General features: G+C 42.5%; 28 protein-coding genes and 1 pseudogene. 24 read left to right on the forward strand and 5 right to left on the reverse strand.

The window, feature by feature from the left end; genetic code table 11:
* Nucleotides 1-10 precede the first annotated feature (10 nt).
* Nucleotides 11-535 carry a PCYCGC motif-containing (lipo)protein gene (locus CVD23_RS16270; RefSeq protein WP_101578425.1) on the reverse strand — a complete coding sequence of 175 codons (525 nt, stop codon included), beginning with the start codon at nucleotides 533-535 and terminating at the stop codon, nucleotides 11-13.
* A 201-nt stretch (nucleotides 536-736) separates the two neighbouring features.
* On the opposite strand from CVD23_RS16270, the gene CVD23_RS16275 reads away from it, so the two are divergent.
* The 5 genes from CVD23_RS16275 to CVD23_RS16295 all read left to right on the forward strand — a co-directional run bounded on the left by CVD23_RS16275 (nucleotide 737) and on the right by CVD23_RS16295 (nucleotide 5,650).
* Nucleotides 737-2,365: a sensor histidine kinase gene (locus CVD23_RS16275; protein WP_101578424.1), complete on the forward strand. Its 1,629-nt coding sequence runs from the start codon at nucleotides 737-739 to the stop codon at nucleotides 2,363-2,365.
* 74 nt (nucleotides 2,366-2,439) lie between these two features.
* Nucleotides 2,440-3,414 (forward strand): nucleoside hydrolase, encoded by a 975-nt coding sequence (locus tag CVD23_RS16280; protein ID WP_101666574.1) that lies wholly within the window; start codon nucleotides 2,440-2,442, stop codon nucleotides 3,412-3,414.
* A gap of 117 nt (nucleotides 3,415-3,531) precedes the next feature.
* Nucleotides 3,532-4,110: an SCO family protein gene (locus tag CVD23_RS16285; RefSeq protein WP_101666575.1), complete on the forward strand. Its 579-nt coding sequence runs from the start codon at nucleotides 3,532-3,534 to the stop codon at nucleotides 4,108-4,110.
* A gap of 125 nt (nucleotides 4,111-4,235) precedes the next feature.
* Entirely contained in the window at nucleotides 4,236-5,075 is an 840-nt protein-coding gene (locus tag CVD23_RS16290; RefSeq protein WP_101666576.1) for an SGNH/GDSL hydrolase family protein, read from the forward strand.
* Nucleotides 5,072-5,650: a YpmS family protein gene (locus tag CVD23_RS16295; RefSeq protein ID WP_101666577.1), complete on the forward strand. Its 579-nt coding sequence runs from the start codon at nucleotides 5,072-5,074 to the stop codon at nucleotides 5,648-5,650. Before CVD23_RS16290 ends, CVD23_RS16295 begins: the two co-directional genes overlap by 4 nt.
* 62 nt (nucleotides 5,651-5,712) lie before the next feature.
* Here CVD23_RS16295 and CVD23_RS16300 read toward each other — a convergent pair whose 3' ends face one another.
* A complete protein-coding gene (locus tag CVD23_RS16300; RefSeq protein ID WP_101578419.1) occupies nucleotides 5,713-6,462 on the reverse strand; it encodes a DUF4397 domain-containing protein in 750 nt (249 codons plus the stop codon).
* Nucleotides 6,463-6,748: 286 nt separating this feature from the next.
* Between CVD23_RS16300 and msrA the strand changes: the two genes are divergently transcribed.
* Genes msrA through CVD23_RS16315 form a run of 3 tightly spaced genes read left to right on the forward strand, consistent with a single transcriptional unit; the run spans nucleotide 6,749 to nucleotide 8,195 of the window.
* A complete protein-coding gene (gene msrA, locus CVD23_RS16305; RefSeq protein ID WP_257985643.1) occupies nucleotides 6,749-7,228 on the forward strand; it encodes a peptide-methionine (S)-S-oxide reductase MsrA in 480 nt (159 codons plus the stop codon).
* A gap of 1 nt (nucleotide 7,229) precedes the next feature.
* Entirely contained in the window at nucleotides 7,230-7,670 is a 441-nt protein-coding gene (msrB, locus tag CVD23_RS16310; RefSeq protein WP_101666578.1) for a peptide-methionine (R)-S-oxide reductase MsrB, read from the forward strand.
* Between the two features lie 27 nt (nucleotides 7,671-7,697).
* Nucleotides 7,698-8,195 (forward strand): PTS sugar transporter subunit IIA, encoded by a 498-nt coding sequence (locus CVD23_RS16315; RefSeq protein WP_101578417.1) that lies wholly within the window; start codon nucleotides 7,698-7,700, stop codon nucleotides 8,193-8,195.
* Nucleotides 8,196-8,272: 77 nt separating this feature from the next.
* Here the strand turns inward: CVD23_RS16315 and CVD23_RS16320 are convergent, their stop codons facing one another.
* Entirely contained in the window at nucleotides 8,273-9,361 is a 1,089-nt protein-coding gene (locus CVD23_RS16320) for an SGNH/GDSL hydrolase family protein (protein ID WP_101666579.1), read from the reverse strand.
* 278 nt (nucleotides 9,362-9,639) lie between these two features.
* Here CVD23_RS16320 and CVD23_RS22915 point away from each other — a divergent pair.
* Together CVD23_RS22915 and CVD23_RS16330 are read left to right on the forward strand one after the other, a co-directional pair.
* Nucleotides 9,640-9,717, forward strand: a pseudogene (locus CVD23_RS22915) (YjcZ family sporulation protein); the annotation flags it as partial.
* Nucleotides 9,718-10,063: 346 nt separating this feature from the next.
* Nucleotides 10,064-11,527, forward strand: coding sequence for an NAD(P)/FAD-dependent oxidoreductase (locus CVD23_RS16330; protein ID WP_101666580.1), 1,464 nt, complete (start codon nucleotides 10,064-10,066; stop codon nucleotides 11,525-11,527).
* A gap of 344 nt (nucleotides 11,528-11,871) precedes the next feature.
* On the opposite strand, the gene CVD23_RS16335 is transcribed toward CVD23_RS16330, so the two are convergent.
* Complete coding sequence (locus tag CVD23_RS16335) at nucleotides 11,872-13,308, reverse strand: LVIVD repeat-containing protein (RefSeq protein WP_257988576.1); 1,437 nt, start codon at nucleotides 13,306-13,308, stop codon at nucleotides 11,872-11,874.
* 428 nt (nucleotides 13,309-13,736) lie between these two features.
* On the opposite strand from CVD23_RS16335, the gene CVD23_RS16340 reads away from it, so the two are divergent.
* The 10 genes from CVD23_RS16340 to CVD23_RS16385 all read left to right on the forward strand — a co-directional run bounded on the left by CVD23_RS16340 (nucleotide 13,737) and on the right by CVD23_RS16385 (nucleotide 23,190).
* The gene (locus tag CVD23_RS16340) at nucleotides 13,737-15,092 is read left to right on the forward strand and encodes an aspartate aminotransferase family protein (protein WP_101666582.1); all 1,356 of its coding nucleotides are present in this window, start codon (nucleotides 13,737-13,739) and stop codon (nucleotides 15,090-15,092) included.
* Nucleotides 15,093-15,785, forward strand: a complete 693-nt coding sequence (locus tag CVD23_RS16345) for a 3-oxoacid CoA-transferase subunit A (RefSeq protein ID WP_101666583.1) — start codon at nucleotides 15,093-15,095, stop codon at nucleotides 15,783-15,785. It begins immediately after the preceding gene.
* Nucleotides 15,770-16,414 carry a 3-oxoacid CoA-transferase subunit B gene (locus CVD23_RS16350; protein WP_101666584.1) on the forward strand — a complete coding sequence of 215 codons (645 nt, stop codon included), beginning with the start codon at nucleotides 15,770-15,772 and terminating at the stop codon, nucleotides 16,412-16,414. The genes CVD23_RS16345 and CVD23_RS16350 overlap by 16 nt, the downstream gene beginning before the upstream one ends.
* Nucleotides 16,415-16,452: 38 nt before the next feature.
* Complete coding sequence (locus CVD23_RS16355; RefSeq protein WP_101666585.1) at nucleotides 16,453-17,724, forward strand: peptidase; 1,272 nt, start codon at nucleotides 16,453-16,455, stop codon at nucleotides 17,722-17,724.
* A gap of 69 nt (nucleotides 17,725-17,793) precedes the next feature.
* Nucleotides 17,794-18,672, forward strand: coding sequence for a putative beta-lysine N-acetyltransferase (gene ablB / locus CVD23_RS16360; RefSeq protein ID WP_101578408.1), 879 nt, complete (start codon nucleotides 17,794-17,796; stop codon nucleotides 18,670-18,672).
* Between the two features lie 60 nt (nucleotides 18,673-18,732).
* A complete protein-coding gene (locus CVD23_RS16365; RefSeq protein WP_101666586.1) occupies nucleotides 18,733-20,124 on the forward strand; it encodes a sigma-54 interaction domain-containing protein in 1,392 nt (463 codons plus the stop codon).
* A 137-nt stretch (nucleotides 20,125-20,261) separates the two neighbouring features.
* Nucleotides 20,262-21,716 carry a lysine 2,3-aminomutase gene (gene ablA / locus CVD23_RS16370; protein ID WP_101666587.1) on the forward strand — a complete coding sequence of 485 codons (1,455 nt, stop codon included), beginning with the start codon at nucleotides 20,262-20,264 and terminating at the stop codon, nucleotides 21,714-21,716.
* Nucleotides 21,716-21,997: a YokU family protein gene (locus CVD23_RS16375; protein WP_101666588.1), complete on the forward strand. Its 282-nt coding sequence runs from the start codon at nucleotides 21,716-21,718 to the stop codon at nucleotides 21,995-21,997. The genes ablA and CVD23_RS16375 overlap by 1 nt, the downstream gene beginning before the upstream one ends.
* A 184-nt stretch (nucleotides 21,998-22,181) precedes the next feature.
* On the forward strand, nucleotides 22,182-22,409 hold the full coding sequence (locus CVD23_RS16380) for a YozE family protein (protein ID WP_101578404.1): 228 nt from the start codon (nucleotides 22,182-22,184) through the stop codon (nucleotides 22,407-22,409).
* A 106-nt stretch (nucleotides 22,410-22,515) separates the two neighbouring features.
* Nucleotides 22,516-23,190: a hypothetical protein gene (locus CVD23_RS16385; RefSeq protein WP_101578403.1), complete on the forward strand. Its 675-nt coding sequence runs from the start codon at nucleotides 22,516-22,518 to the stop codon at nucleotides 23,188-23,190.
* 9 nt (nucleotides 23,191-23,199) lie between these two features.
* On the opposite strand, the gene CVD23_RS22035 is transcribed toward CVD23_RS16385, so the two are convergent.
* Nucleotides 23,200-23,370, reverse strand: coding sequence for a hypothetical protein (locus tag CVD23_RS22035; protein ID WP_180955691.1), 171 nt, complete (start codon nucleotides 23,368-23,370; stop codon nucleotides 23,200-23,202).
* A 168-nt stretch (nucleotides 23,371-23,538) separates the two neighbouring features.
* Here CVD23_RS22035 and CVD23_RS16390 point away from each other — a divergent pair, with 168 nt between their 5' ends.
* From CVD23_RS16390 to CVD23_RS16405, 4 genes are all read left to right on the forward strand, one after another.
* Nucleotides 23,539-23,712: a YozD family protein gene (locus CVD23_RS16390; protein ID WP_101578402.1), complete on the forward strand. Its 174-nt coding sequence runs from the start codon at nucleotides 23,539-23,541 to the stop codon at nucleotides 23,710-23,712.
* Between the two features lie 421 nt (nucleotides 23,713-24,133).
* Nucleotides 24,134-24,442: a YodL domain-containing protein gene (locus tag CVD23_RS16395; RefSeq protein ID WP_101578401.1), complete on the forward strand. Its 309-nt coding sequence runs from the start codon at nucleotides 24,134-24,136 to the stop codon at nucleotides 24,440-24,442.
* A gap of 180 nt (nucleotides 24,443-24,622) precedes the next feature.
* Nucleotides 24,623-25,327 (forward strand): purine-nucleoside phosphorylase, encoded by a 705-nt coding sequence (gene deoD, locus CVD23_RS16400; RefSeq protein ID WP_101666589.1) that lies wholly within the window; start codon nucleotides 24,623-24,625, stop codon nucleotides 25,325-25,327.
* A 220-nt stretch (nucleotides 25,328-25,547) separates the two neighbouring features.
* On the forward strand, nucleotides 25,548-26,435 hold the full coding sequence (locus CVD23_RS16405; protein ID WP_101666590.1) for a M15 family metallopeptidase: 888 nt from the start codon (nucleotides 25,548-25,550) through the stop codon (nucleotides 26,433-26,435).
* Nucleotides 26,436-26,548 lie beyond the last annotated feature (113 nt).

Genomic DNA, 26,548 nt, shown 5'->3' on the forward strand with positions numbered 1-26,548 from the left:
TTTTTCGCTGTTAAACTTCGTTTTCTGGCGTATCGGTCGGTGTCGGTTCTCCATAACTATCCTGGTATTTGTCGTCAATATAATCGCGAATTTGCTTGATGGTTTTGCCGTCATTATATTGCTGGATACTTTCGGCTGCGGTATCGAGGCACGTTCCACATTTTGTACCATGGTCATCCCATACAACTTCGCCATTTTCACGATTTTCATAAACGAAGCAATCATAGACGTTTTGATGGTTTCCGGACTCGGCACAGCCGCAATAGCAAGGAATCCATTCAAGAAGCTCCTTATGCTTTGCAGCTTCTCCATATACGATTTTCACTTGTTTATGTTTGTCGTGGACAAAAACCGGCAGCTCTTCGGCAGAGGCGGTTGACTCGCGCAAATCTCCATTTTCAGCATGATAGGTATGGGAATCTTTGCCGTCGCTGCTTTTCGCGTTATCTTCTTCAACTGTGGCTGACGAGCAGCCAGCAATTAATATCAAGGCTGTGGTGAGAAAAATTAAATATCCAATTAAACTCTTTTTCATTATCGGCACCTGCGCTTCATTGATAATTTTGAGTATGGTTAAATTGATTCTATCATGAAATCATAAATATATTTGTGATGATTTTCACATCATCTGGAAAATTTGAGTGTTTTGGCATTTGTGACTGGCATTTAAAGGATTTTTTCAAGCAAACGTCGAATATGACATCAAAAAGATATTCGAACATTGAAGGATATGAGAATGATGCAGAAAATTAAAAAACTGCCGCTATTTAGAAAAGTGTTGCTGTTTTCCTTTTTAATTACCTTCCTTGTTGCCGTGTCAACTGCCGGAATCAGTTTTATTTTGCACTCAAAGCTGCTGGAGGACCAAATAGAGGAGCGGGTCGAAGGATTATCGTCATTATGGAGCACGACGATTAACACGGAGGATATTTTTTCTGTAAAAGAGTTTCAGGACCTCGATAACCCGGCGTTAGGCCGCCTCGTCAAAAATGTTTCCTTAATAAATGAACGAAATGCCGCTTTCGTAGAAGCCTATATCCTGGATCCCGAGATTCATGAAAACAGCAGCTTTTATGTACTGGCAGCCTCCAAGCATTACAATGATTTAGGGTTAGAGAATATGTCTTATTATAAAGGCGGCGAAGAATTTACAAAAACGTTTAAAACGGTGATTAACGAAGACAGGGCGTCATCAACTGGAGTTTATAAAGACCAATATGGGACATGGATCACGGCTTTTTCCCCGATTAAAGACGAGCGGGGAAATGTCATTGCTTTGCTTGGAGTCGATGCAGAGGCTTCCTTTGTTGGAGCAGATGAAAAAAAGATTACCGCCATTTTGATTTATTCTTTTTTAATTATTACGATCATCGTTTACTTTCTTTTAAGCTGGGGTTTAAAGAAGGTTATTGAGCCAATTAACGAAATCATTTACGGGATCAATGAAGTAAGCAGCGGCAATTTTAATGTCCGCCTCCAAATTGAAGAGTTTTCCGATTTAAAAAAGCTTGCTGAACGGTTTAACATGATGACGAGACAGCTGTCCATACTATTTGACAGGCTGTCTGCCACTTCCCAGCAGTTGGGTCCGCCCCCTAAAAGGCAGGATCCGATGCAATGGGAGGCTGCACTGGATGAGATGGAAAATATTTTTCAAAAGACAAAATTTCAGCAGGAGCTTCAACGGGCCGAGAAAATGAATGCGATTGGCCAGCTTGCTGCGTCGGTTGCACATGAAATTCGTAATCCAATGACCGTTGTAAAAGGATTTTTGCAGATTTTTTTGGCAAAGGAATCAATGAGCGATGAGGAGCGAATGTACATCAAATTGATGATTGAGGAAATGAACCGGGCTGAGACGATTATCAACGATTATTTATCGCTTGCCAAGCCAGATTTGAAGCAGATTGAACAAGTCGACGGAGCTGAGCTGGCCAGTAAAGTTGTCGATTTGATGAATTCTTATGCCATGATGTCAAAAAATATTGACATGGCCATCCATATTAGCGAACCGATTATGGTCAGAGGAAATAAGAGTGAATTAAATCAAGTCCTGATCAACATTTTAAAAAATGGCATCGAAGCAATGAAAGAAGGCGGCAAGCTGACGCTGACGCTCAAAGAGGAAGGTGACTATGGCGTATTTATCATCAGTGATACGGGCATAGGCATGTCAGAGGAGGCTCTTAAAAGGCTTGGCACTGCCTTTTATTCATTGAAGGAAAAAGGAACAGGAATCGGTTTGATGGTCTGTTACCAAATCATTGAACGAATGAAAGGAAAAATCGAAGTAGAAAGCAAAGAAGGGGAAGGCACGACCTTTAGAATTTATGTGCCATTGTTCTCGGCAAAAGAACAAGAATAGTACTTTTGCAGCGTGAATATTTTACTGCCATTTTTATCCTCCTCAATCAGTATCTTATAAATGGGAGGTGTGAAATGGCAAAAAAGAATGTATTGTTTTTTAGTGATTTTGGCGTTGATGATTTTGTCGCAGCGATTTACGCTTATTTTAACGATGAAATAAATATAGTCGGTGTCGTCGGTGATTATGGAAATGTTCCTAAAGATTTCGCAGTTCGCAATGCCGCGTTTTTACAAGCAATTACAGGTTTTACGGATATCCCGGTCATTGGTGGTGCAGAATTGCCGTTGACAGGTGATCACCCGATCTATTATCCGGAAATTCATGGCCTCGAGGGTCTCGGCCCGATTAGCCCCAAATTTGATTGTTTCAATATCAATCTTGAAAACTTTCATGACATAAACAAGATTATCGCAAAATACAAGCATGATATATATATTGTCAATGTGGGGAGATTGTCTTCCCTGGCAGCAGCATTTATTTTATACCCGTCGTTAATGAAGCAGGTGAAAGAATTTTATATTATGGGAGGCGCTTTTGTTGTTCCCGGCAATGTCACTCCCGTAGCTGAAGCGAACTTTTTCGGGGATCCCTATGCCGCAAATATCGTCATTAATATGGCTCCTAAAATGATTCATATTATTCCGCTTGATGTAACATCGGCGGCGATTATTACCCCTGATATGATCGATAAGCTCCACACTTATTATTGCGCGATCAACAGCCAGGCAGGAATGCTCGTTAAGCCCTTGGTTGATTACTACTATAATTTTTATAAAAATAAGAATCCTGATATTCCCGGAAGCCCGATGCATGATGTGTTAACACTCTGGGCGTTGACTGACGCGGCTGAGATGGATTATATACAAGAACCGGTAAAAATCGTTGTTGATCGAGGGGAAGCATTTGGCAAAAGCATTGCCGATCTTCGCAAATCCGCTGATAAAGCACGCTTTAAGGTTCACAAGATAGCCCATTGCTTTAATTATTCTTTATTTGTTAATACTTTTTATGAAACAATGAGAAATCATCACGGAAGAACATTCTGACTTTCGGATGTTTTTTTCATTCTGTTCACCAAGTTTGGAAAAACGTTTTCCTTCCTTCTTTCTAAAACCTTTGTTAGAATAATGTTCGACAGGAAAAAGGAATGCAGGTGAAATATAATGAAAAAGAACTTTTTAATGTTGTTCATTCTGTTTGCAGCAGTCGTTCTCACCGCTTGCGGTCAAAAAGAGATTGAAAATGCCAAAGACTGGCCTGTAAGTGATTTTACATACACAAACCAGGAAGGGGAAGCATTTGGCCTCAAAGATTTGAAAGGCAAAGTCTGGGTGGCCGATTTTATTTTTACAAGCTGTGATGATGTATGCATACCAATGACTCATCATATGGCAAAGCTGCAAAAGATGGCTAAAGATGAAGGAATTGAAAACATCGAGTTTGTCTCTTTTACCGTTGATCCGCAAGTGGATAACGGAGCGACGTTAAAAACCTTTGCGGAGAATTTTAACGTCGATTTTGCGAATTGGAATTTCTTGACGGGCTATACCCAGGATGAGATCCAGACATTTGCGGTTGATGTATTTAAAACATGGGTGCAAAAACCGGAAAATGATGATCAGGTTATCCACGGTACTGATTTCTTCCTCGTTGATCAGGAAGGAACGGTTGTGCAATCGTATACCGGACTTAATGGAATTCCCTTTGAACAAATGATCAGCGATATTAAAACGCTGCAATAGGCCTGAAATGGGCCTATTTTTTAGTTTTTCCTGTAACCTTCCGCGGGTATATATGAAACAAGATTTTGTTCAGGGCAGATGTGAACATGATATAATATTATAATAGAATGAAAGCAGGTGATGATATGAAAAAGACATTCATCTCCCTTTTACTTTGTACGATCCTTCTTTCTTCGTGTGACTTTATTTCCTCTGAAACAGAAATGGCCCATCCACAAAAACAACTGGGACTCGTAGTGAAGCAAGACATTCCCGATAACTATATTCCAAGAGAAATAAGCGTCGTATCAGTCGGCGATTCATTAACAGAGGGTGTTGGAGACAGCACGGAGCGAGGCGGCTATATCCCCTATTTACGAGAAAAGCTTGAAGCCGATAAAGGGATAAAGGGGGCTGACTTTCAAAATTATGGCGTGAAAGGCAACCGGACAACCGATTTAATTCGCAGGCTTGAAGATCCCGAGGTGAGAGCGGCAATCGAACAAGCAGACATAACGGTGATCACAATCGGCGGAAATGATATGATGAAGGTCGTCCGCGAAAATATTTCCCATTTAAAGCTGGATGATTTCGCTTACGAAAAAGAAAGATATGAGGAACGGCTCCAAGAAATTTTAAATACGGTGAAGAGCTATAATAAGGATACTGCAATTGTTCTTGTAGGCCTTTACAACCCGTTTGTGAAGTGGTTCTCCAATATTGACGAACTAAATATGATTGTTTCTGAATGGAACTTAATAAGTCAATCAACGGTTACCCAGTATGAAAATGCCTATTTCGTCGAAATTATGGACATTTTTGAAAACCCGGAAGAGGATATTTTATTTACGGATTATTTTCATCCTAATGACCGCGGCTATGAGCTGATTGGCGAACGGGTATATAAAGAACTTAGCGACGGGGCTTTAGCGGAAAATTCCGGAGGTTCTTATATAAGCCAAAAAGAGGAGACACAAAATCGATGAAGAATAAATGGAGAACTTTATTTCTCCTGCTGGCAGGGGTGAATATTTCCGTTATCGCGGTTTTATTGTTCATGATCAACTCACCAGCGGGGGATAGACCAGGCAGCTTGCCTGAACCTGCTGATCAGGATGACGTTAAATTTAATATTAAAACGAATAAACACGATTTGAACAGAGTCATTAATCATTATCTCGAATCGGAAGGATTAACAGGACCTGCCAATTATCAAGTCATCTTGCAGGATGAGGTTGTGTTATACGGGACGCTTCCAGTGTTTACAGATGAAATAAACATGAAATTAACCTTTGAGCCGGAAGCCCTTGAAAACGGTGATTTACTTTTAAGGCAAGAATCAATCTCGGTCGGTCAGCTGCCGCTTCCTGTTTCTTATGTCTTAAAATTTATCAATGACCGTTATGAGCTGCCTGAATGGGTGGAAATCAGCCCAATTGAAGAGCTTGTGTATGTCAGCCTGCAAAATATGAAGCTCAAAAGCAATATAAAGGTAAAAGTTAATGAATTTGATTTAAAGAACGACAATATTCAGTTTACGTTGAGTGTGCCAGTCAATTAGTGGCGGCGCATGCGCCAAACAATACAAAATGAAAGCGGCAGGAGACCCGCCCTCCGGCCGCTTTATTGATTTAGTATAACCGTGTCGAGGCCCGGATCATCGTTTAAAAAGCCGACCATTGCTATCGTATAGGTTTCATTTGCTTTTAAGGTTAGTCCGGACAGGGGCAAAGCAGTCTTATCTGTACCAGCTACTCTTGCCTCAAGATCGACTCTCATCGCAGATAATCCAAGATAGCTTGTTTCTTGTTTATATGAAACGTTTGGAAAAATGACATCTCCATTTTTCACCGCGATATCTATTGCCGGTGCATCAGAGGAAAGGTGAATGAATCGCATTTTTGTTTCATTTTCTGGAACACCTGGTTTATCTTCAAATACAAAAAGGCGCAGTTTTTCGATGGGGCCCGCTGCAGCCAAAGTATAATATTGGCCAGACGCAATCGTCACTCTCTTGCTGAGAACCGTCGAGACCATGTCTCCAGCGGGATAAATATCGACTTGGTGTCTTCCCGGAGGCAAGGATACATAATTACTGCCTCGCTTATAAGAGAAGTTTTTCAGAATGGGGTTACCGTTTACATAAATGTCCACGTCTGGTCCGTTCGGGGAAGCATGGAGCACGCGCACTTGTGCCGGCCGCATCATGCTGTTGTCCGGAGCTCCCGCAGTCCGCAATGAGTGCACCGCTTTTCCGATATACTTCAAGTGCTTAAAATAATAATGAACATGCATGCGCGGATTTAAATATTTATAGTATTTTGCCAGCATGTCGTACATGGACGCCTTTTCGAAATAATTCTGGTCGGGCATAATTTTCGCTCCAATCCGGGTAGTTTACGTCATTTAACATATGCTCGATTTTTTCGGTTTGTGCAAGTAAATTATTGGCTTGCACTTGAGGTGCTTTTCGGCCCTGTTGCTATTTTTAAATTCTATCCTTTGCATGTAGCAAGCTTTTCATATAATCTTATAATGGAGCGTAAAATCGTCCTGTTGGGGAATAAGTATAGTGACGATGAGCATGAGAAAAGAGGTGCTTTATTTGAGCGAGAACACAAGTCAATTGGCGACGTTCGCAGGCGGTTGTTTTTGGTGCATGGTCAAGCCATTTGATCAGCAGCCCGGGATCTTACAAGTGGTTTCAGGTTATACCGGGGGCACGAAGGAAAACCCGACGTACGAGGAAGTTTGCTCTGAGACAACCGGCCATTACGAAGCAGTCCAAATTACGTTTGATCCGGAAATTTTTCCATATGAAAGATTATTGGAACTTTATTGGCAGCAAATTGATCCGACAGATCCCGGAGGTCAGTTCTTTGACAGGGGAAGCTCGTATCAAACAGCGATTTTCTATCATAATGAAAAACAGAAGCAGCTGGCCGAACAGTCAAAAGAGAACCTTGAAAAAAGCGGCCGCTTTAATAAGCCGATTGCTGTAAAAATTATACCTGCTAAAACCTTTTACCCCGCAGAACAGTATCATCAGGACTATTACAAAAAGAATCGGGCTCGATATGAAGCGTACCAGGAAGGCTCCGGCCGGGCAGCTTTTATCCGAAGCCATTGGGGGGAGTAAGTTGGAAAAAGATCATAAACCGTTGAAAAAACAACTGACACCGTTGCAATATGAGGTGACAAAGAATAATGGCACCGAACCGCCGTTCCGAAATGAATATTGGAACGAATTTCGCGACGGTATATATGTCGATATCATTTCAGGAAAACCGCTTTTCACATCAAAGGATAAGTATGATGCCGGCTGCGGCTGGCCCAGTTTTACAAAGCCTATTAAAGAAGAAGATGTCGCTGAAAAGTCTGATTACAGTCACGGTATGATCCGTACAGAAGTCAGAAGCAAATCATCCGATTCCCATTTGGGCCATGTATTTAATGATGGCCCAGGGCCTTCCGGCTTAAGGTATTGCATGAATTCAGCAGCGATGAGATTTATCCCGAAAGACAAACTGCAAGAAGAAGGGTACAAGGAGTTCGTTGTACTCTTTGAAAACAACGAGTAAACCGCTACTTTGGAAAGGATGAACAGCATGTTCAAGAAGCTATTTGGAAAGAAAGAAGCAATTAAAACCGTGCAGATATTTGCTCCGGTAACCGGAACAGCAATTAATTTGGAGCAGGTGCCTGATCCGGTTTTCTCTGAAAGAATGATGGGTGATGGCATTGCAGTCGAGCCTTCAGAGGGGGAAGTGGTTTCACCGGTTGATGGAGAAATCGTCCAGGTATTTCCTACGAAACATGCGATCGGGATCAGGGCGCAAAATGGAGCAGAGATTCTGATTCATATTGGCCTTGAAACGGTTTCTATGAATGGCGAAGGCTTTGAAGCCCATATCAGTGTCGGGGATAAAGTTTCGGTCGGAGACCGGTTAGTAAGCTTTGATCTTGAGCTTGTCAAGGAGAAAGCAAAAAGTACGGTTACCCCGATCATCATTACCAATACGGACAATGCAGCAGCGATCGAGAAGAAAGCAGCTGGACCTGTCGAGCGGGGAACATCGCCGGTTTTAGAGGTAACATTCGATTGAACAAGCCATGGTCACACTCGACCCATTCATAAAGTCTGATCACCTTTACAGAAATAAGGAAGCCATCAAAGGCTTCCTTATTGTTTTTCTGCAATGATAATCGAAGAGATTGCAATGTCTGCACGATTGGTTATATTACTTTCAGATCGCTCATCTTTTACAACGAATTTCACTGTGTGCGATCGATCACCAAGCCCGCTGGCGATATAAAGATTCCTCTGCTTATCGATTGGCCACCACGTTGAAATGGAACCATGATAGGCATCATCGATATAGACATCCATTAATCCACCAAATTCACTCCGCAGTACAGTAACTCCTAATTCCGGGCCAGTAAATTCGTATTCAATGAAATCCCCCTGCTTTGTACTTACATGCAGACCGTTGTAGAAGGTAAAACCTTTTTTCTCTTTATAATTAGACTGTTCAGTAAGTTGAATGTCAGCAAGCGGATTGAGGGGTTTAATTAGTTCAGCCTGCTGCCCTGTTTTTTGCTGGACACTGCTCATTACTTTGAACAGCTGCTCTGCATAAAGCCGATAGCCTTTTCCATTCGGATGGACGAGATCGGTTGTTAATTGCTGAACAGTTAGGCCTGAATCGCGAAAAGGCACACGCATATCAATGTTGACAGCCCCGTAATATTCAGTAATTTTACTGATCTCCCCGGCAAACTCTTCTTGATCAAGGCTGTTCTCGGTAATCGTAAATATTTGTGCTGACGGATAATGCATGATCAGATGGCGAACGATCTTTTCATAATGGGCTGAGAACGTGCCCGCATCCATGTATTTCCGATCATTTTCCCCAAAAACAATAAACGCTGCATCGATTCTGTCCGGCATATGCGTATTCTGCAGCTTAAAAATCCCTTCAAATGCAGTAGCACCGCTCTGGACAACAGCATGCCGCGTTCCCTTGCCGCCAAATTCGTTTCTGATCAATTCCTCAAGCTGCGAAAACCACGTTAACTCTTGATTCTCTGCACCTGCCCCGCGCCCGATGCTATCACCAACGACCAAATACTGATAATCTTTTCCGGCAGCAATTTTTTCATATATCGAACTGTTATCTTTATCATCTGCTTTCGTATCTGAACCGGCCAGATAAAACATATAATATAAACCGTAAAACAATAAAACTGTGAAAATGACTTTTCTTTCCATCTATGCAGGAAGCCTCCTGATGTAAATTCTTACACAATAGTAACGTAATTTGTTGTCAAGGAAAAGAAATATTTTTGTAATTCCCGAAATAAATGTCTGCTTGCTAAAAACTGTTGCTTCAAATTTATTTTAGAAATTTGGGCAAACACACATGCGGGTCAAGTACCCATTACATAATGTGTACTGCAAAAGATATAAATAAAAAGGAGTGAATGTCCATGGCATACGGATGTGACAGCTGTCATTACGGATATGCTTATCCTGCCGCAGACTACGGATATAATGGCGGCTTTGCTTTGATAGTAGTATTGTTTATTTTATTGATTATTATCGGGGCAAGCTACGGGAATTGGTAAAAGCATAAACTTGATACGCGAGCTCTGAGGCACTCCCAGCATTGGCAGGGGTGCCTCTTATAATATCTTTCAAAAACACGAACATTAAACACTATAAACGTAATTATAGTTCGTGAAAAACTTGACTATAGGATAGGTCTTTGTTATATTTACGTATGGTGAGTGAATTTCATAAAAGCATTCTTTAACTGAAAAACGGTTATTTATAGTTAAGACAGTATTATTCGTTTCCTACGGCATACTCCTGTTAATTTAGACAACTTCATTCGTTTTTCGGTTTAGCTTGTTCCATTGTGAAATATACTCGGTTAATGGTAAAGCGAATTAGATGACTGGGGGATTTTCGGTGAAAGCAAATTATGATGTAATCGTCGTTGGAGCCGGTCCGGCTGGTATTTTTACCTGCTATGAAATGACATTAAAAATGCCTGGTGCAAAGGTTTTATTAATTGATAAAGGCCATGATATCTATAAGAGGAATTGTCCAATTTTACAAAAGAAAATTGAGAAGTGTCCGCCACCAGCCGGTAAGAAAGACTTCGCAGGCTGCTTGCCAGCCTGTTCAATCACGAATGGTTTCGGCGGTGCAGGCGCCTATTCCGATGGCAAATTTAACATTACAAGTGAATTTGGCGGCTGGATGACCGATTACCTTTCCGATTCCGAAGTCATCGAACTGATTAAGTATGTTGATGAAATTAATTTAAGCCATGGTGCTACGAGTTCGATTACCGATCCGCTCACGGATAAAGTCAGGGATATTGAACGGCGCGGTTATGCAGCCGGCTTAAAGCTACTGCGGGCGAACGTACGCCACTTGGGAACAGAGCAGAACCTGCAAATTTTAATGAGTATTTTTGAGTATTTAAGAGAAAAGATTGATATGGCCTTTAAAACGGAAGTGGAGGATCTTTTGACCGAAAAGAAGCCTGATGGCTGGTTGGTGAACGGAATTCTCCTTAAGAATGGGGAAGAGATCAGAGCTGGCAAAGTCGTCGTCGCCCCGGGACGTGACGGGTCTAAATGGCTGAGCCAAATCATGAAATCGCGGCGATTGCGAATGATCAGCAATCAGGTTGATATCGGTGTCCGTGTCGAAACATCGAATATTGTCATGGAAGAGATCAATGAACATTTATATGAAGGCAAATTTGTCTTTAACACGTCTGTCGGCACAAAAGTCCGGACATTTTGCAGCAATCCTTCCGGGCATGTGGTTGTCGAAAACCACTCAGGGATCATGCTTGCAAATGGCCACGCTTATAAAGACCCGAAGCTTGGCAGCCCGAATACTAATTTTGCTTTATTAGTATCGCACACTTTTTCGGATCCTTTCGACAAACCGAATGAATATGCGCATGAAGTATCGCGGCTGGCCAACAGCCTTTCAAACGGCGGCTTGATTGTCCAGAAATACGGCGATATTTTAAAAGGAAGAAGGTCGACAGAAAAAAGAATTAAAGAAGGCTTCATTGAGCCGACACTAAAAGAGGCCGTTCCTGGTGATCTAGGTCTTGCGCTCCCATATAACACGTTGAGAAGCTTAATCGAAATGACTGAGGCTCTCAATCATGTGACACCTGGATTGGCTTCAGAGCATACTCTTTTCTATGGAGTGGAAGCAAAATTTTATTCGGCACGGCCTAAATTAACAGATCGGTTTGAGACAGAAATTTCGGGATTATATGTTGGCGGTGACGGAGCCGGTATTACAAGGGGACTGGCACAGGCGAGTGCTTGCGGTGTTTGGATTGCCCGTGATATTATCAAGAACATATCCGGTGCGATGCTTGAAACTGCAATTGTGTGACTAGCGAATAAATAGAAAATGAGGGTGACATCTAAGCTAAGTAGCTGAGCTGGCGAAGAATATGATTAGTGTTTGAAAAGACAAGATTGTAGTTAGTGTGGGGGTGGGTACGATTCGTACTTGCGCGTTACAATAAATTTCAAGATTGACGCACTGTGTTTAGCGGACGCATTTAAGCTTAGTTGAAAATCGACGCACCAATGTCTTCGCAGCCAATTCGTTCCTGAGCTTGACAGACAACTGATAGTTCAGTATCACGGAGGGAATCGTCGCGGTAGAATATAAAAATACGGCAGACTGAACCAAATCAGCCTGCCTATTTGTGTGTCATAAAAAAGTTTTATTTAATTTTCATTATCATCATTATCTCCGTCATTCTCTGGTTCTTCCGCATCTTCGTTATCGTCGTGCGCATCCTTTTTATATAAAACTTTTAACCCGGTGCCGATATCCGATGCAAGGATGTAATTACGCTCCACAAAAACTCCCCATACATTTGAATCTATAGGAACATATTTGCCGATTTCCACCGGATTTGCCGGATTGGATATATCGACAGCACGCACACCACCTGCATAGTGCGACAAGAAAAGAATCTTCCCTACTACTTTTGGATCATGTACGGTATTCGCAAAGGTTACTCCATCCTCAATATCATCAACCAATTCTGTCTTAAACTCGCTCAGGAGCTTTGGATTGGTTTTATCCTTAATATCAAAAATCCTTGTATATCCGTATGCCTGTTCATAACCCGCTTTGCTCGGGTTATACACTTCACGCGTTTCGATCAGGATTCTCCCGCCTTTTGCAAGTGCGGCTGAATGTGCAGAACCTTGCTGGTGGGGAGCATACTGTGTCCTGCCAAGGTAAATCGGATTCTCTGGATTTCTAATATCAAAAATGGCAGTGCCTAAATCCCACATCGACACGTATGCAAATTTTCCAGTATCATCTACCATTGTACTGTGGTTAAAAACAGGACGAGTCTTTCCATCAGGTGCATTCCAGTGATAGCCATTAAAATCGTCTGGTATTTCTTCAAGCGTCCTGGGGTCAAACTGCCAGATTGTGCTCGGATTAACTGGATTGGAAACATCAACAATTTGGAAGTCTTTTTCTTCACCATGGCTGTAATAATCCGCATACGGATTCGCTGCAAGAACCAACACACGGTTACCCTGAACAGTCAAATACAGTTCATGCGTCCCGTTTGTTTTTTTAGTTACCTTCCAGAATCCTAACTTTTTAGGGTTATAGGGCTTCGTTACATCATAAAGAAGGAATCCTCCCTGTGAGTCTGGATTATTACGATTCAATTGCTGGACACTGACAACTGCCAGGTCCCCTTTGAAGTATGGAGTTCTTACTGATTTTACGATTACTTTTTCCTGCCATGTACCCGGAACATCATTGTGTGCAAAAACAGCCACTTCCTTGGGATTAGCCGGATCCTTTAAATCAAAAACCCTTACTCCTCCGTTCCCGCCATTATTCGTATGCGTTCCAATGTAAGCAAAACCCTTATGGGCATATACATCGCCAAAGCTGTTTTGCTTTCCATCCGCCCGGACAACTTTCATTTCAGGTGCAACTTCAGTGAGGTTTCTAAATTTCCCTTCAAGAATCAGGGTATCATTCTTTCCATAACCGGCGCCCTGTCCTTTCTCAATAATGTCACTCCCTAGATCATCATGGGCAAGACCACTAATTGGAACAGATGATATCACTAACGCTGCTGACAAAATAGCACTAAACAAAAACGTCCTCTTTAATTTTTTCAACCTAAAACCTCCTGCCATTGAATTTTATGATACGAAATCTCCTTTAATATAGCAGAGGGCTAGAAAAACTTACAAATAATTTTCATTAAATTCAGCAAATTCAGTTTATTATTCCTAAATTTTTATTTGTAATGGGTTATTACACCTATCTTCGACTACAACGATGAGAAAAAATAGAGTTGATTAATAGTTAGCCAATACTTTAGTTTTTTATTCTGGATTTCTCAACAAACACGGCCTAATTAGTCATTATATTTCTAAAAATCTTCGGAAAACCAACCATCCATCCACGAGTCCACAAATAAATCTGTCAACCTGAAAAATCAAAGCGGCAATTCCTTACATGTAATGGATTCTTTAAGAAAGATTTCCCGGGCAGTCTCATACAATTTAATATATTGTCCCAGCAGGTGGAGTGGAGGGAGACTATGGAACAGTCGTTTTTAATAAAGCCTTTTCTCGATGCTGTTTATCCGACGGTTGAGTATGGCAAAGGCGTTTTTCTTTATGATACAGACGGGAAGAAGTATTTGGATGCGTGTTCCGGTGCCGTCACCGCCAATATCGGCCATGGTGTTGAGGAAATTGTGGAAGCGATGCATGAACAGGCGAAAAAAGTATCTTTCGTCTATCGGTCTCAATTTACAAGTGATGCTGCCGAGAAATTAGCAAAAAAAATTGCCGAGCATACTCCCGGAGATTTAAATTGGAGCTTTTTCGTCAACAGCGGCTCTGAAGCAACCGAAACAGCGATGAAAATCGCGATTCAATACTGGCAGGAAAAAGGGATTCCTACGAAAACAAAAGTGCTGTCAAGGTGGCTCAGCTATCACGGGATAACGCTCGGAGCCCTTTCAATGTCCGGCCATCCGGGGAGACGGGCGCGGTTCACTCCTTTGCTGGAAGACTTACCGGTCATCCATCCTCCATATTGCTACCGCTGTCCCTTTAAACTTGCAGTGCCGGAGTGCGGATATTTATGTGCCCATGAGCTGGAAACGGCAATTGCACGGATAGGCCCTGACAATATCGCCGCCTTTATCGCTGAACCGATCGTCGGTGCCGCCGGCGCAGCCATTACACCCCCGGAGGAATACTACCGGATCATTAAAGATATTTGCACGAGAAACAACATTTTATTTATAGCTGATGAAGTGATGTCTGGATTCGGGCGGACAGGAAAAATGCTTGCTTGTGAACACTGGGGGATCATCCCTGATATTGTCGTGCTCGGTAAAGGGATGGGGGCAGGATATACACCGATTGCCGCGGCGCTCGTAAGCGATAGAATCATTGAGCCGATTTTATCAGGCTCAAAAAGTATCATGAGCGGCCACACACTGAGTGCAAATCCTCAGGCGTGTGCTGTTTCTCTGGCAGTGCTCGACTATTTGGATAAACAGAGCGTCATTTCGGAAGTCGAAGCGAAAGGCGTATACTTGCTGAACCAGCTGAAAAAACTGCAGCAAAAATACACTTTTATCGGAGATCTGCGCGGCAAAGGATTATTAATCGGTCTTGAATTTGTTGAAGACAGAGCGGAAAAACGTTCGTTTTCACGAACTGTTAATGTAACTGGTGAATTGGTCAAAATAGCCCAGCAACAAGGCTTGCTTCTTTACCCGGCCGGAGCGGGTGATACAGGCATGAGCGGCGATGCCGTCCTGATCGCTCCGCCGCTAACAATTACAAAAAGAGAAATCGATGAATTAGTAAGGCTTCTCAATCAATCATTCATCCAGTTTGAAAGAAAGCTTGTCCTAAAAAGGGATGGAGTGGAATAAATGGAAAATCCGTTCGGGAAAATCACAACGATTAAGGATGTTATGGACTTGTTTTATGATGGAATGACGATCATGTTCGGAGGTTTTGGCGGGATCGGTTCCCCGCCGGATCTTATTGATGGCATTTTGGAGAAGGGAATAAAAGATCTGACTTTAATCGGCAATGACACAGGATTTCCCCATATTGGCATCGGGAAAATTGTCAGCCTTGGGAGAGCGAAGAAAGTAATTGCTTCCCATATCGGCTCGAATTCCGCTGCCGGACGAATGATGACAGCTGGTGAGCTGGAAGTCGAATTCTCGCCGCAGGGAACTTTAGCAGAGCGAATCCGCGCCGGCGGAGTTGGACTGGGAGGAATTCTAACCGATATCGGCATCGATAATCAGCTTGTGTCGGAAAACAAGCCGAAAACCAATATTAACGGGAAGGATTATTTAATCGAAACCGCTTTAAGCGCGGAAATGTCAGTCGTATATGCAAAAAAAGCGGATCCATACGGAAATTTAGTTTTCGACAAAAGTGCCAGAAACACAAATCCACTTGTTTCTATGGCCGGGAAAACCACGATTGCAGAGGTCGAAGAAATTGTCCCGCTTGGCAGCCTGAATCCTGAAGAAATCGTGACACCCGGTGTGTTCGTTGATTATATCATTGCTTCGGGAGGAGTGAATTGGAAATGGGTTTGGGAATAGATAATCGCGCTAAGATCGCAAAACGGGCAGCTTTGGAAATCAAGCCCGGGATGGTTGTGAATCTTGGGATAGGCATCCCTTCCTTAGTTCCGAACTATTTGCCTGAAAACATCCATGTCATGTTCCAGGCGGAAAACGGAATTGTCGGAATGGGACCGACTCCAAAGAAAGGCAGTGAAGATGAGAATCTATGCAATGCAGGCGGTTTTCCTGTAACGGTGATCGACGGTGCCAGTTATTGCGACAGTGCTGTCGCATTTGGGATGATACGGACCGGGAAGGTGGATGTGACGATCCTTGGTGCTCTTCAAGTAAGCGGCAGCGGCGATCTTGCCAATTGGATTGTTCCCGGTAAAAAAGTTCCCGGGATGGGTGGCGCAATGGAGCTCGCCCAAAAGGCCGGAAAAGTAATTGTGTTAATGAACCATACAGATAAAAATGGCACCCCGAAAATCGTTGACGAATGCACCCTGCCGTTAACTTCAGCGAAATGTGTTGATATGATCATTACGGAAATGGGTGTTTTCCATATTACAAACGACCAATTGTTCCTTATCGAGGTGTTTGAGCCCTTCACTTTAAAAGCGATCGAAGCAAAAACCGCTTCCGCTTTTATCATAAAGGTATAATCCGGTATGTGACTTTTCAGGGGAGGTATGAGTGCGGAATGGAGACAGAAATGGAAAAAATCGGGACGTGGATTAAAGAGAATCGGGCGAGAGGAGCACGCCTGCTGCAAAAGCTTGTCCAGGAAGGCAGTATCCGAGGCCATGAAAGCAAAGCTCAGGCGATTATTATTGAGAAATGCAGACGACTCGGCCTTGAACTTGATATATGGGAAATTGGTGAACAATCCGTCACAGGCCATGAGGCATTTTGCTCGGACAGGAAGGATTTTAGCGGCAACCCAAACGTCGTGGGTGTCCTTAAAGGAGCAGGCGGAGGACGATCACTGATCTTAAATGGACATATAGATGTTGTCCCCCCGGGGGACAGAAATGATTGGCTTCATGATCCTTTTAGCGGCACTATTGATGGCGGGAAACTGTTTGGGCGGGGAGCAACAGATATGAAGGGAGGATCTGTCGCCCTTCTTCTCGCGATAGAAGCGATTGTTTCCTGCGGACTGAGCTTAAACGGCGATGTTATTTTTCAAAGCGTGATTGAAGAGGAAAGCGGCGGAGCGGGAACGCTGGCTGCTGTCCTAAGAGGCTATAAAGCGGATGGTGCGATCATTCCCGAGCCGACAAACATGAGGTTGTTTCCAAAGCAGCAAGGCTCGATGTGGTTCAGAATTTCCGTGAAAGGCAGGTCTGCCCATGGCGGAACGAGATATGAAGGGGTAAGTGCAATAGAAAAGGCAATGGTCGTGTTAACAGCACTGCAAAATTTGGAAGAGCAGCGAAATACGCGGGTTAATGATCCCCTCTATGCCAAAACGCCAATTCCGATTCCGATTAATATTGGCAAAATCAACAGTGGAGAATGGCCTTCGTCCGTTCCTGATTCGGCTGTGATTGAAGGAAGAATGGGCGTTTCTCCGGATGAAACGATGAAGGCTGCCGAACAGGAAATGGAAGCTTGTCTTAAGCAGCTGAACGAAGCAGACCCGTGGTTCCAACTGCATCCGCTGAAAATTGACTGGTTCGGGGGCAGGTGGCAGCCCGGCAACCTCGACATCGACCATCCTCTCCTAACAGCGTTATCCGAAGCCTTTGTTGAAGTAAAAAAAGAAAAACCTGTTATTGAGGCATCTCCATGGGGAACAGATGGCGGTATTTTATCGAATGTCGGGGGAACACCGGTGGTCGTTTTTGGGCCGGGAGTAACCGAGGCTGCCCATGATACCAATGAATATATCATTCTTGAAGACTTATTTGCAGCAGCAGAAATCATCGCCTTTACGATTATCAAATGGTGTGGGCTTCATACTAATTAACTATAAGGCTAATAAACGATAAAACCTGGTGTTTAGAGCCAGGTTTTTTTAAAAAGGGAGCAGTCGTACATGAACAGCAATTCCTATTTTAAAAGGCATGTAGGAGAAAATTTCTTTATCGACGCGTTTATCGATCCTTTTAACAAGCGAGTAAGAATTGATGATTATCTAGGGGATTTTACGGAGGTCATGAATGAAGCGGAACAACTCGCAGTGGAATCCAATGCTGAAAAGTTGATATTAAAGAGCAGAAAAGAAGACTGTAAACGGCTTCTGAACAACTGCTATATTTTGGAGGCTTTCATTGACCGTTATTTCCTTGGATCGGACGCTTATTTATTCGCAAAATTTTTTCGTGACGAACGAATGGCCGCGGACGATTGGTTAAAAGAAGACCAGATCATGGAGGGTCTTTCTAAAATTAGCCTTACTCGTGAACCCCCTGCACTTCCAGATGGGTATACGTTAAAAAAAGCTGGCGCCTCGACCGCTGAATCGTTAGCTTCCCTTTATCGGCAAGTCTTTGCAGTTTACCCCACCCCGCTCCATGAACCCGAATATGTAAAGAAAACGATCAGCGAAGGGACGGTATATTTTGCTTTGTACCATGAAGGGGAAATAGTCAGTGCAGCGTCCGCAGAGGTTAACCACTTCTATAAAAATGCCGAAATGACTGACTGTGCCACATTAAAAGAGCATCGCAAGCATGGCTTAATGAAGATTTTGCTTTTGAAGCTGGAAGAAGAGTTAGTTAAAGATGGAATTTTCCATGTGTTTACGATGGCAAGAGCGTTGTCATTTGGAATGAATGCGGCCTTTAAACAGCTCGGATACTCGTATACGGGCAGAATGCTGAAAAATTGCTTCATCTATAACAAGCTTGAGGATATGAATGTGTGGACAAAGAATTTAACGAAAAAAACATTTGCTGAAAAACCGGCACATTGATGACAATTCTTCGGCACCCCGCCCATATATAGATAAGGAGGCAAAAGGGAGGAGAGGCGGATGGGAAAAGATGAAATGACAAATGAAGTCCTGACAGCCATTTTAAAAAGCATCGATGAAGGAATACATGCAGTTGATACTGCCGGGTATACGATCTTTTATAATGAGGTTGCCGCCCGCCATGACGGCTTGAAAATTTCTGAAGTGCTCGGCAGGCCGCTGCTTTCCGTTTTTCCATCTTTAAATGAGCGGACGAGTACATTGCTGAAAGTCGCAAAAACGAGACAGCCGATTATTAACCAAACACAGACGTATGTAAACATTTATGGCAAAACAATTGAAACCGTCAACACAACCTTGCCGATCCTCGTCGGCGGTCGGGTGATCGGAGCCGTCGAGATCGCAAAGGATTATTCGCGGATGAAGCTCCTTTCCGAACGATTGCTTCATTTCCAAAAAAGCAAACAACCGAAAGCATGGAAGCAGGAAAGCGTAAAATATACGTTAAACGATTTGCTGACAGTCAATCATGATTTCTTAGCTACTAAAGAAAAAGCAAGGAAGCTCGCGCAAACAGATGCACCGATTTTAGTTTTTGGAGAAAGTGGCTCGGGAAAAGAATTATTCGTTCAGGGAATCCACCATGCATCAAGGAGGTCTCAAGCACCGTTTGTTGCGCAAAACTGTGCAGCAATCCCTGAAACGCTTTTGGAAAGCATTTTATTCGGAACCTCGAAGGGAAGCTATACTGGAGCTGTCGACCGGCCGGGCCTATTTGAACTGGCTGACGGCGGAACCCTCTTTCTTGATGAGCTTCATACAATGCCGATTGTCCTTCAAGCCAAACTTCTTCGCGTCCTTGAGGAAGGGTCGGTTCGACGAGTAGGGTCGGTAAAGGAAATTCCGGTCAATACAAGGGTGATTTCGGCTATGAATATCGATCCGCGGACAGCGCTTGAACAGGGAACATTAAGGCCTGATTTGTTTTACCGCCTGAACGTACTGACTTTTGAGTTGATCCCATTGCGGGAAAGACCGGAAGACATTGATTTATTGACATCCTCTTTTATTCATTCCTTTAATAAAAGCTTAAATAAGAAGGTTGCCTCTTTGGAAGATGGTTTAAAGGAGTATTTCCATACTTACAGCTGGCCGGGTAATGTTCGTGAGTTAAAGCATGCGATCGAATATATGATGAATGTTTGCGAGGAAGAAATGCTTTCAGAAGCAGATTTGCCGATCATTCTTAAGCAAAAGAAACGGCAGTATATGAAAAAGGAACGATCACCATCCCTATCGCTCCGTGAAAATTTAAAAGAACTGGAAATAAGACTGATCCGTGACGCGCTCCAGATCACAAAAGGGAACATCAAACAGGCTTCTGTACTGCTTGGCATTCCAAGGCAGACACTTCAGTATAAACTCCAAAAGAATTTGCCTGGTGCCGAATAATCAGCATTTCTGTTTTCTGCAAACCTGAAACGATGATCTTTACCGCTGTTTCCTTTCTTCACAACCTTAATGGAAAGCATCCATTTTTGGCACGGAACTTGCATCATTTACCGTTAAAGTGACAGGGAGGAATGGTAATGAAGATGACATTATATAAACCAGCCAGACACTGGCATGAGATTGAATTGTGGAAGGATGTCGATGAAGAGCAATGGAACGATTGGATTTGGCAGCTGACAAACACAATCCGAACATTGGAGGATTTACGAAAAGTGATCAACCTCACCCCTGCTGAAGAAGAAGGCGTCAGGATATCAACAAAAACGATCCCATTAAATATTACACCCTACTATGCATCCCTCATGAATCCAGATGATCCCCGCTGTCCGATCCGCATGCAGTCGGTTCCGATCTCTCAGGAAATGCACAAAACGAAATACGATCTTGAAGACCCGCTTCACGAGGATGAAGACTCACCTGTTCCCGGTTTAACGCATCGCTATCCTGATAGGGTATTGTTTCTCGTTACCAATCAATGCTCGATGTATTGCCGATACTGTACACGCCGCCGCTTTTCCGGGCAAATAGGCATGGGAGTTCCGAAAAAACAGCTTGATGCCGCGATGCAATATATCCGCGAGACACCTGAAGTAAGGGATGTGCTTCTTTCTGGCGGGGATGGATTGTTAATCAATGATAATATTATCGAATATATTTTAAAAAATTTGCGGTCGATTGATCACGTCGAAATCATCCGGATTGGCACGCGTGCACCGGTTGTTTTTCCACAGCGAATTACCGATAATCTCTGCAATATTTTGCGGAAATATCACCCGGTCTGGCTTAATACCCACTTTAATACATCGATTGAAATAACCGGGGAGTCAAAGCTGGCATGTGAGAAATTGGCCGATGCTGGTGTACCAGTTGGAAACCAATCGGTTATTCTTGCTGGAATTAATGACAGTGTTCCAATTATGAAAAAGCTGATGCACGATCTTGTCAAAATCCGGGTAAGACCGTATTACATTTACCAGTGTGATTTATCAGAAGGAATCGGCCATTTCCGGGCACCGGTTACAAAAGGGCTTGAAATCATTGAGGGATTAAGGGGGCACACATCGGGATACGCCGTACCTACATTTGTTGTCGATGCACCAGGTGGAGGCGGAAAAATTTCACTTCAGCCTAATTACTTGATTTCACAAAGTCCCGACAAAGTTGTTCTTCGCAATTTCGAAGGTGTGATTACGACATACCCTGAACCGGAAAACTATGTGCCCGGCCGTGCAGAAGATTATTTTAAAGAAATATATCCAGAAATGGAACAGAAACGGTCGGCGGCAGGAATCGCTTCGCTTATGAACGATGCCCAGCTCAATTTAGTGCCGGAAGGCCTGGCCCGGTTAACGCGGCGCAAACAATATGAGCAGGATCCTGTCCATAGTTCGCTAAAGGACAAACGCGAAAAGCGTGACGTATTAAAGGAAAAGAAATTTTATGCCCAGCAAATGAAAGAGCCCGGACAAACTGCTCGACAAACTGAAGGGGCAGAGGCGATCATTACAGCCAATAGTCAGGAGGAAAAGTGATGGAGCGATCATGCTCATGGTGCAGCAGCGAACAAATCGAAACAGGGAAAGAAACAGTGTATTGGGAGCTCCCGGACGGAACGAGGGCGATTGAGATTACCGATGTCCCTTCAGTTGTGTGCCATGACTGTCACATCGTTTACCAGACTGATGAAATCGTCAAAACGATTGAGGACCGGCTTTTTATCGTTGATACGAAATCAATCGCAAAAACGATTGCTTTTGAAGGACTGATGAATCTTCCCAAACTATTGAAAAAAAATTACTTTGATTTTTCATAATGCAGCTATAACACAACCGCCCAAACGGAGATCGGGCGGTTTTTTCTTTCCTGCGATGTTTCAGGGCATAGGGGTCTGCTGTGGACGCCGGGTCAGGGATGAATTATAGTAAACGTAAGATAATAACATGGAGATGGAACGCTCAAAGGCTCCTTTAAGAAAAAGAACTGGAAAGGTGTTATGTATGCGAAAATCGTTCTACCATTTTTTAATGAAATACCGGCATCCGGAGCCGAAGGATTCAATTAGCAAGTTTGCGAATCATGCCTATGATGACCACAGTTTTCCAAAACGGTCGGAGGATTATCAGGAGATAAGCTTGTATCTGGAGCTGAATGGCCAATATTTAGAAAGCATGACTACCTTTGATGAAGCGTGGGAAATATATGAAGCAACTGAAGGGAAGGGCTGATAACCTTTCTTTTTTTCATTGTTTTCGAAAAGAGACCGTTTAAAAGCCAGTGCATATACTATCGTAATTAATTATTCACGGCTCACCACCTGAGAGGATGGAGGAAATGGAAAAACGAAAAAAACCGAAATACAAAATCGGTGATACAGTCGTGATCACAATGTATGGCACGGTGGGGAAAATTACGGATGTTAAGTGGCTTGACGGCATGCATGTGTATGAAGTGAATAAAAGCGAAGGACTGTATATGGAAGCAAGCCTGCAATTGTTGTCAGAATACGAAGGAAATGTTGTTGAGCAAGAACATATTGACATTGAATATAAATTTTTTTTCGGTGATTTGGTTCAAGTCAAAGGGTATGGAGCAGACCTGTTCAAAGTAATTGGTTTTCGGACTGAAATTTGGCGCTATAAGGAAAATGCCTGGGAAGACGTTATTTATGAGCTGTCGAGAATTAGCGACGGCGAATGGCTTGAAGCAGGAGAAGAAGAGCTGACAATTGTTGCAGAAGCTGCTAATGCCGAAACGTTCATTCAAAAATTAGGGTTGCTGTTTTCAGTGAACAAACCGCAAAATCCCTTTGAAAAAGAAATGAAACTCAATAAACGCGGCTACCGCCAGACCGAGCGTGATATGGTGAGAAAGAAAGATGACCAACAGGAACTGATTGACGGTCTCCTTGATATATATAATGATTACAAGATTTTACATGAGATGTTTAACGATTGGGAATACGAACAAGTTATGCGTGTTGTTCTCGAAAAGCTTAAAAGTATATGAAAAAAATACTTAGAAATTAACAGTAAATTGGTATAGCAGATAAATTAAATAAGGTGCACCAAAAACGAGCAGTATTTTATAAACAAACTCAGTAATCTTCCTGCAAGTATCTATGAACAAACTATTTTCTTTATTTACATCTTCTTTAAACACTTCGATCCACTTACAGATCACCATCATCCAATCACTCCTAAATATTGCTGTTACTAATGTGTATGCTTGTCCAATATAAACATGTCTTGAATTGAAATTTCTTTTAAAAAGACGAACTATATGAAAAGCCTTTTAACAGATCAGGTTATGAAAATAGCAAATGCAACATACATTCTGTAAAAAGGGGGCGATGCTATGAAAGAAATCGAAGTTATTATTGATACAGAGGAGATTGCCGAATTTTTCTTTCATGAGCTTTTAAAAAGGGGATACGTTCCCACCAATGAGGAATTGAATGAAATGGCTGATATAACTTTTGAATATCTTGTTGAAAAGAGCATTATTGATGAGAATACTGATATCGACTAAATGACGGGCTGCTGCCCGTCATTTTTATGTGAGCGTGCCCAGCAAACCGTTAATTGCTAGTTGGTGAAAGTCCAACCCGAGTAAGTGTCAAGACGCTCGGTAGCTGACAGGGAGGCGTCCTGGCCGAGGCACTGGAAATGGACGAAACCAAAATAAAGCTGACCGTATCCGATTCAGACATTCTTTACATGAAGGATAAAATAAATTCCGTTATTCAACAATATTGCTAATTGATGAAGCGCGATGCTTCATCTTTTTTTGCGAAAAAATGTCCGCGTCCTGGATCGATTCGATAACATAGGATAAAATTTCCATGCAAATAACCCAACTATCGACAAAAGTAGAAGCTTTCCGATAAAGGAATCGACAAAGGATAGCTTTAATAGTACATATACAGTTTAATTTGATAGGGGGAAGCGGCATGTTAAAAGAGTTAACAAGCAGAAGGAAGAGAAATTATGATATTACGATTTTTCAAACCCCGCAATTTAGGCAGGATAGAGGCTATACTCAAGTGTACCGGCTTGCAATTAAAGCGGAGGGGCATCAGGATTGTTTTGATAAGGTATTTAAGCTTTTCAATGTGCCGGACACCATTCCCACCGACTATAAAGGCAGGTTTATGAGCACAGGCGATATTGTATTAATTGACGAAGGCTTGAGAGGTCACCATTATTACCAGCTAAAAGCGGGCGGCTGGACAAAGATTAACCGAATTCAGGTGAGGTAATGTGAAGAAAACAACGCTGAAAATCAGGGTTGTTTTCTGCTTTTTAAAAACGTATCTTCCCTATTTCCCTGTTAAAAGATGCTGGTACCCGGATGATTTTTCATGGAGAAAAGAATATGTTATAGTTTGAAGGGATAGGCAAGGAAATAACAGCTAAAGAAAATAATGGAGGTAAATAATATGAGTATTCATATCAATGCAAAAGAAAATGAAATTGCCGAAACGGTATTGCTTCCCGGAGATCCTCTTCGGGCTAAATATATTGCTGAAACATTTTTAGAAAATGCACAATGCTATAACGAAGTTCGCAACATGTTTGGCTATACGGGAACCTATAAAGGAAAAAAAATATCTGTTCAGGGAACGGGAATGGGTGTTCCGTCCATCTCTATTTACATAAATGAATTGATGCAAAGCTATAATGTCCAAAATCTGATCCGGGTCGGAACATGCGGCGCTATTCAAAAGAATGTCAAGGTTCGCGATGTCATTCTCGCCATGAGCGCTTCGACTGATTCGAAAATGAATGAAGTTATTTTTGGCGCGGTTAATTTTGCTCCAACAGCTGATTTTGATTTGCTTAAAAAAGCGTATGACGCTGGTACGAAAAAAGGCTTGAACCTTAGAACCGGTAATGTGTTTACTGCGGATATGTTCTACAATGATCATGCTGAGCATGAAAAATGGGCGCAATATCAAATATTGGCGATTGAAATGGAAACAGCCGCACTCTACACTCTTGCCGCAAAGTTCAATCGCAAGGCATTGTCGGTTCTGACTGTAAGCGACCATCTGTTAACAGGTGAAGAAACAACTTCAGAGGAACGCCAATCCACCTTTAACGAAATGATTGAAGTTTCGCTCGAAGCTGTCATCCAGGAATAGGCAACTTTTCATTGAAAAATCATAAAGATACCTAAAATAACTGGGTATCTTTTTTTTGAATACATACATGAGTAACTTACACACTAATAAGCTAAACCGAAAAACGAATGAAGTTGTCTAAATATAAAGGAATTCTGTGAATTTAGATTGCTTGACGGATCATGTTAAAATAGAAATAATGTTTGGAAACAACTGAACAAAAATGAAACAGGTGAAATGAATGAGGAAAATTTGGACAGTTTTAGGAGCTGGATTGATTTTAAGCGGCTGCAGTCAGGTGGAGTCAATCATGGAAAAGCTCCCTTTTCAACAGGCTGATAGGGAAGGCGATGAACAGGCTGAAAAGCGACAAGAAAATGTCACTCGTGACAATCTGGACAACAATGATACCGGGCAATCAACAACAGAGAATAGCCAGACAGCAGAAAACAATTCGGGTGCAGAAACTCCTGCTTCCGGCGCGCCCACCCTGGAAGCCGCTTATTTTAATAGTATAATTGAAGTTAACGGAAGAGCGATCATTCAAAATCCTATTAATATTATGGCTTTGGTCAATAAAGATTTTGCCTTGCCCGATGGCTATCTCCCCGAGACGATGGTAAGGCCGAATGTACCTTTTTCCTACGGTGCTCAGGATATCGAGAAAAGCTATTTGCGCCAAGAAGCATCTGCAGCTCTGGAAAACCTGTTTGCTGAGGCCAACCGAAATGGACTTAAGCTCTATGCAGTATCGGGTTATCGGTCATATGCCCGACAAAAAGAGTTGTTTGATGCTGAAGTAAGCCGGGTTGGGGAACAAAACGCGAAACAGGTCGTTGCTGTCCCCGGAAACAGTGAACATCAAACTGGCCTGGCAATGGATATATCGAGCCAGAGTGCAGGATTGGGATTAACAGAGCAATTTGGGGAAACGCCTGAGGGAAAATGGCTTGCAGAAAATGCGCACCGATTTGGGTTTATTCTTAGATACCCGAAAGGAAAAGAAGCGATCACCGGCTATCAGTATGAACCATGGCATTTCCGTTTTGTCGGGGAAAGGGATGCAGCTGTTATTTATGAAAAAAAACTGACTCTTGAAGAATACTTTAATATTGTTTTAAAAATTTAGCATATATTGAATGGCATGATAAAAACTGATCATGCTTTTTCTTTTTGTATGTGAATCAATTTCATAATTCCTTTTTTTAAAGAAACACAGACCTACAAAATTTAGTTTCTCTT

The organism is Bacillus sp. V33-4 (genome assembly GCF_002860225.1).
Lineage (GTDB): Bacteria > Bacillota > Bacilli > Bacillales > Cytobacillaceae > Bacillus_BJ > Bacillus_BJ canaveralius.

What these genes read in the sequence shown, in the direction of transcription:
- CVD23_RS16385 (WP_101578403.1), top strand. Translation starts at nt 22,516, where the DNA reads ATGGAAAAACGAAAAAAACCGAAATACAAAATCGGTGATACAGTCGTG.
- CVD23_RS16365 (WP_101666586.1), top strand. Translation starts at nt 18,733, where the DNA reads ATGGGAAAAGATGAAATGACAAATGAAGTCCTGACAGCCATTTTAAAA.
- CVD23_RS16380 (WP_101578404.1), top strand. Translation starts at nt 22,182, where the DNA reads ATGCGAAAATCGTTCTACCATTTTTTAATGAAATACCGGCATCCGGAG.
- CVD23_RS16345 (WP_101666583.1), top strand. Translation starts at nt 15,093, where the DNA reads ATGGAAAATCCGTTCGGGAAAATCACAACGATTAAGGATGTTATGGAC.
- deoD (WP_101666589.1), top strand. Translation starts at nt 24,623, where the DNA reads ATGAGTATTCATATCAATGCAAAAGAAAATGAAATTGCCGAAACGGTA.
- CVD23_RS16320 (WP_101666579.1), bottom strand. Translation starts at nt 9,361, where the DNA reads ATGGAAAGAAAAGTCATTTTCACAGTTTTATTGTTTTACGGTTTATAT.
- CVD23_RS16300 (WP_101578419.1), bottom strand. Translation starts at nt 6,462, where the DNA reads ATGCCCGACCAGAATTATTTCGAAAAGGCGTCCATGTACGACATGCTG.
- CVD23_RS16290 (WP_101666576.1), top strand. Translation starts at nt 4,236, where the DNA reads ATGAAAAAGACATTCATCTCCCTTTTACTTTGTACGATCCTTCTTTCT.
- CVD23_RS16375 (WP_101666588.1), top strand. Translation starts at nt 21,716, where the DNA reads ATGGAGCGATCATGCTCATGGTGCAGCAGCGAACAAATCGAAACAGGG.
- CVD23_RS16280 (WP_101666574.1), top strand. Translation starts at nt 2,440, where the DNA reads ATGGCAAAAAAGAATGTATTGTTTTTTAGTGATTTTGGCGTTGATGAT.
- CVD23_RS16270 (WP_101578425.1), bottom strand. Translation starts at nt 535, where the DNA reads ATGAAAAAGAGTTTAATTGGATATTTAATTTTTCTCACCACAGCCTTG.
- CVD23_RS22035 (WP_180955691.1), bottom strand. Translation starts at nt 23,370, where the DNA reads ATGATGGTGATCTGTAAGTGGATCGAAGTGTTTAAAGAAGATGTAAAT.
- CVD23_RS16350 (WP_101666584.1), top strand. Translation starts at nt 15,770, where the DNA reads ATGGGTTTGGGAATAGATAATCGCGCTAAGATCGCAAAACGGGCAGCT.
- ablB (WP_101578408.1), top strand. Translation starts at nt 17,794, where the DNA reads ATGAACAGCAATTCCTATTTTAAAAGGCATGTAGGAGAAAATTTCTTT.
- CVD23_RS16340 (WP_101666582.1), top strand. Translation starts at nt 13,737, where the DNA reads ATGGAACAGTCGTTTTTAATAAAGCCTTTTCTCGATGCTGTTTATCCG.
- CVD23_RS16390 (WP_101578402.1), top strand. Translation starts at nt 23,539, where the DNA reads ATGAAAGAAATCGAAGTTATTATTGATACAGAGGAGATTGCCGAATTT.
- CVD23_RS16395 (WP_101578401.1), top strand. Translation starts at nt 24,134, where the DNA reads ATGTTAAAAGAGTTAACAAGCAGAAGGAAGAGAAATTATGATATTACG.
- CVD23_RS16285 (WP_101666575.1), top strand. Translation starts at nt 3,532, where the DNA reads ATGAAAAAGAACTTTTTAATGTTGTTCATTCTGTTTGCAGCAGTCGTT.
- CVD23_RS16405 (WP_101666590.1), top strand. Translation starts at nt 25,548, where the DNA reads ATGAGGAAAATTTGGACAGTTTTAGGAGCTGGATTGATTTTAAGCGGC.
- CVD23_RS16355 (WP_101666585.1), top strand. Translation starts at nt 16,453, where the DNA reads ATGGAGACAGAAATGGAAAAAATCGGGACGTGGATTAAAGAGAATCGG.
- CVD23_RS16275 (WP_101578424.1), top strand. Translation starts at nt 737, where the DNA reads ATGATGCAGAAAATTAAAAAACTGCCGCTATTTAGAAAAGTGTTGCTG.
- CVD23_RS16295 (WP_101666577.1), top strand. Translation starts at nt 5,072, where the DNA reads ATGAAGAATAAATGGAGAACTTTATTTCTCCTGCTGGCAGGGGTGAAT.
- msrA (WP_257985643.1), top strand. Translation starts at nt 6,749, where the DNA reads ATGGTCAAGCCATTTGATCAGCAGCCCGGGATCTTACAAGTGGTTTCA.
- ablA (WP_101666587.1), top strand. Translation starts at nt 20,262, where the DNA reads ATGAAGATGACATTATATAAACCAGCCAGACACTGGCATGAGATTGAA.
- CVD23_RS16315 (WP_101578417.1), top strand. Translation starts at nt 7,698, where the DNA reads ATGTTCAAGAAGCTATTTGGAAAGAAAGAAGCAATTAAAACCGTGCAG.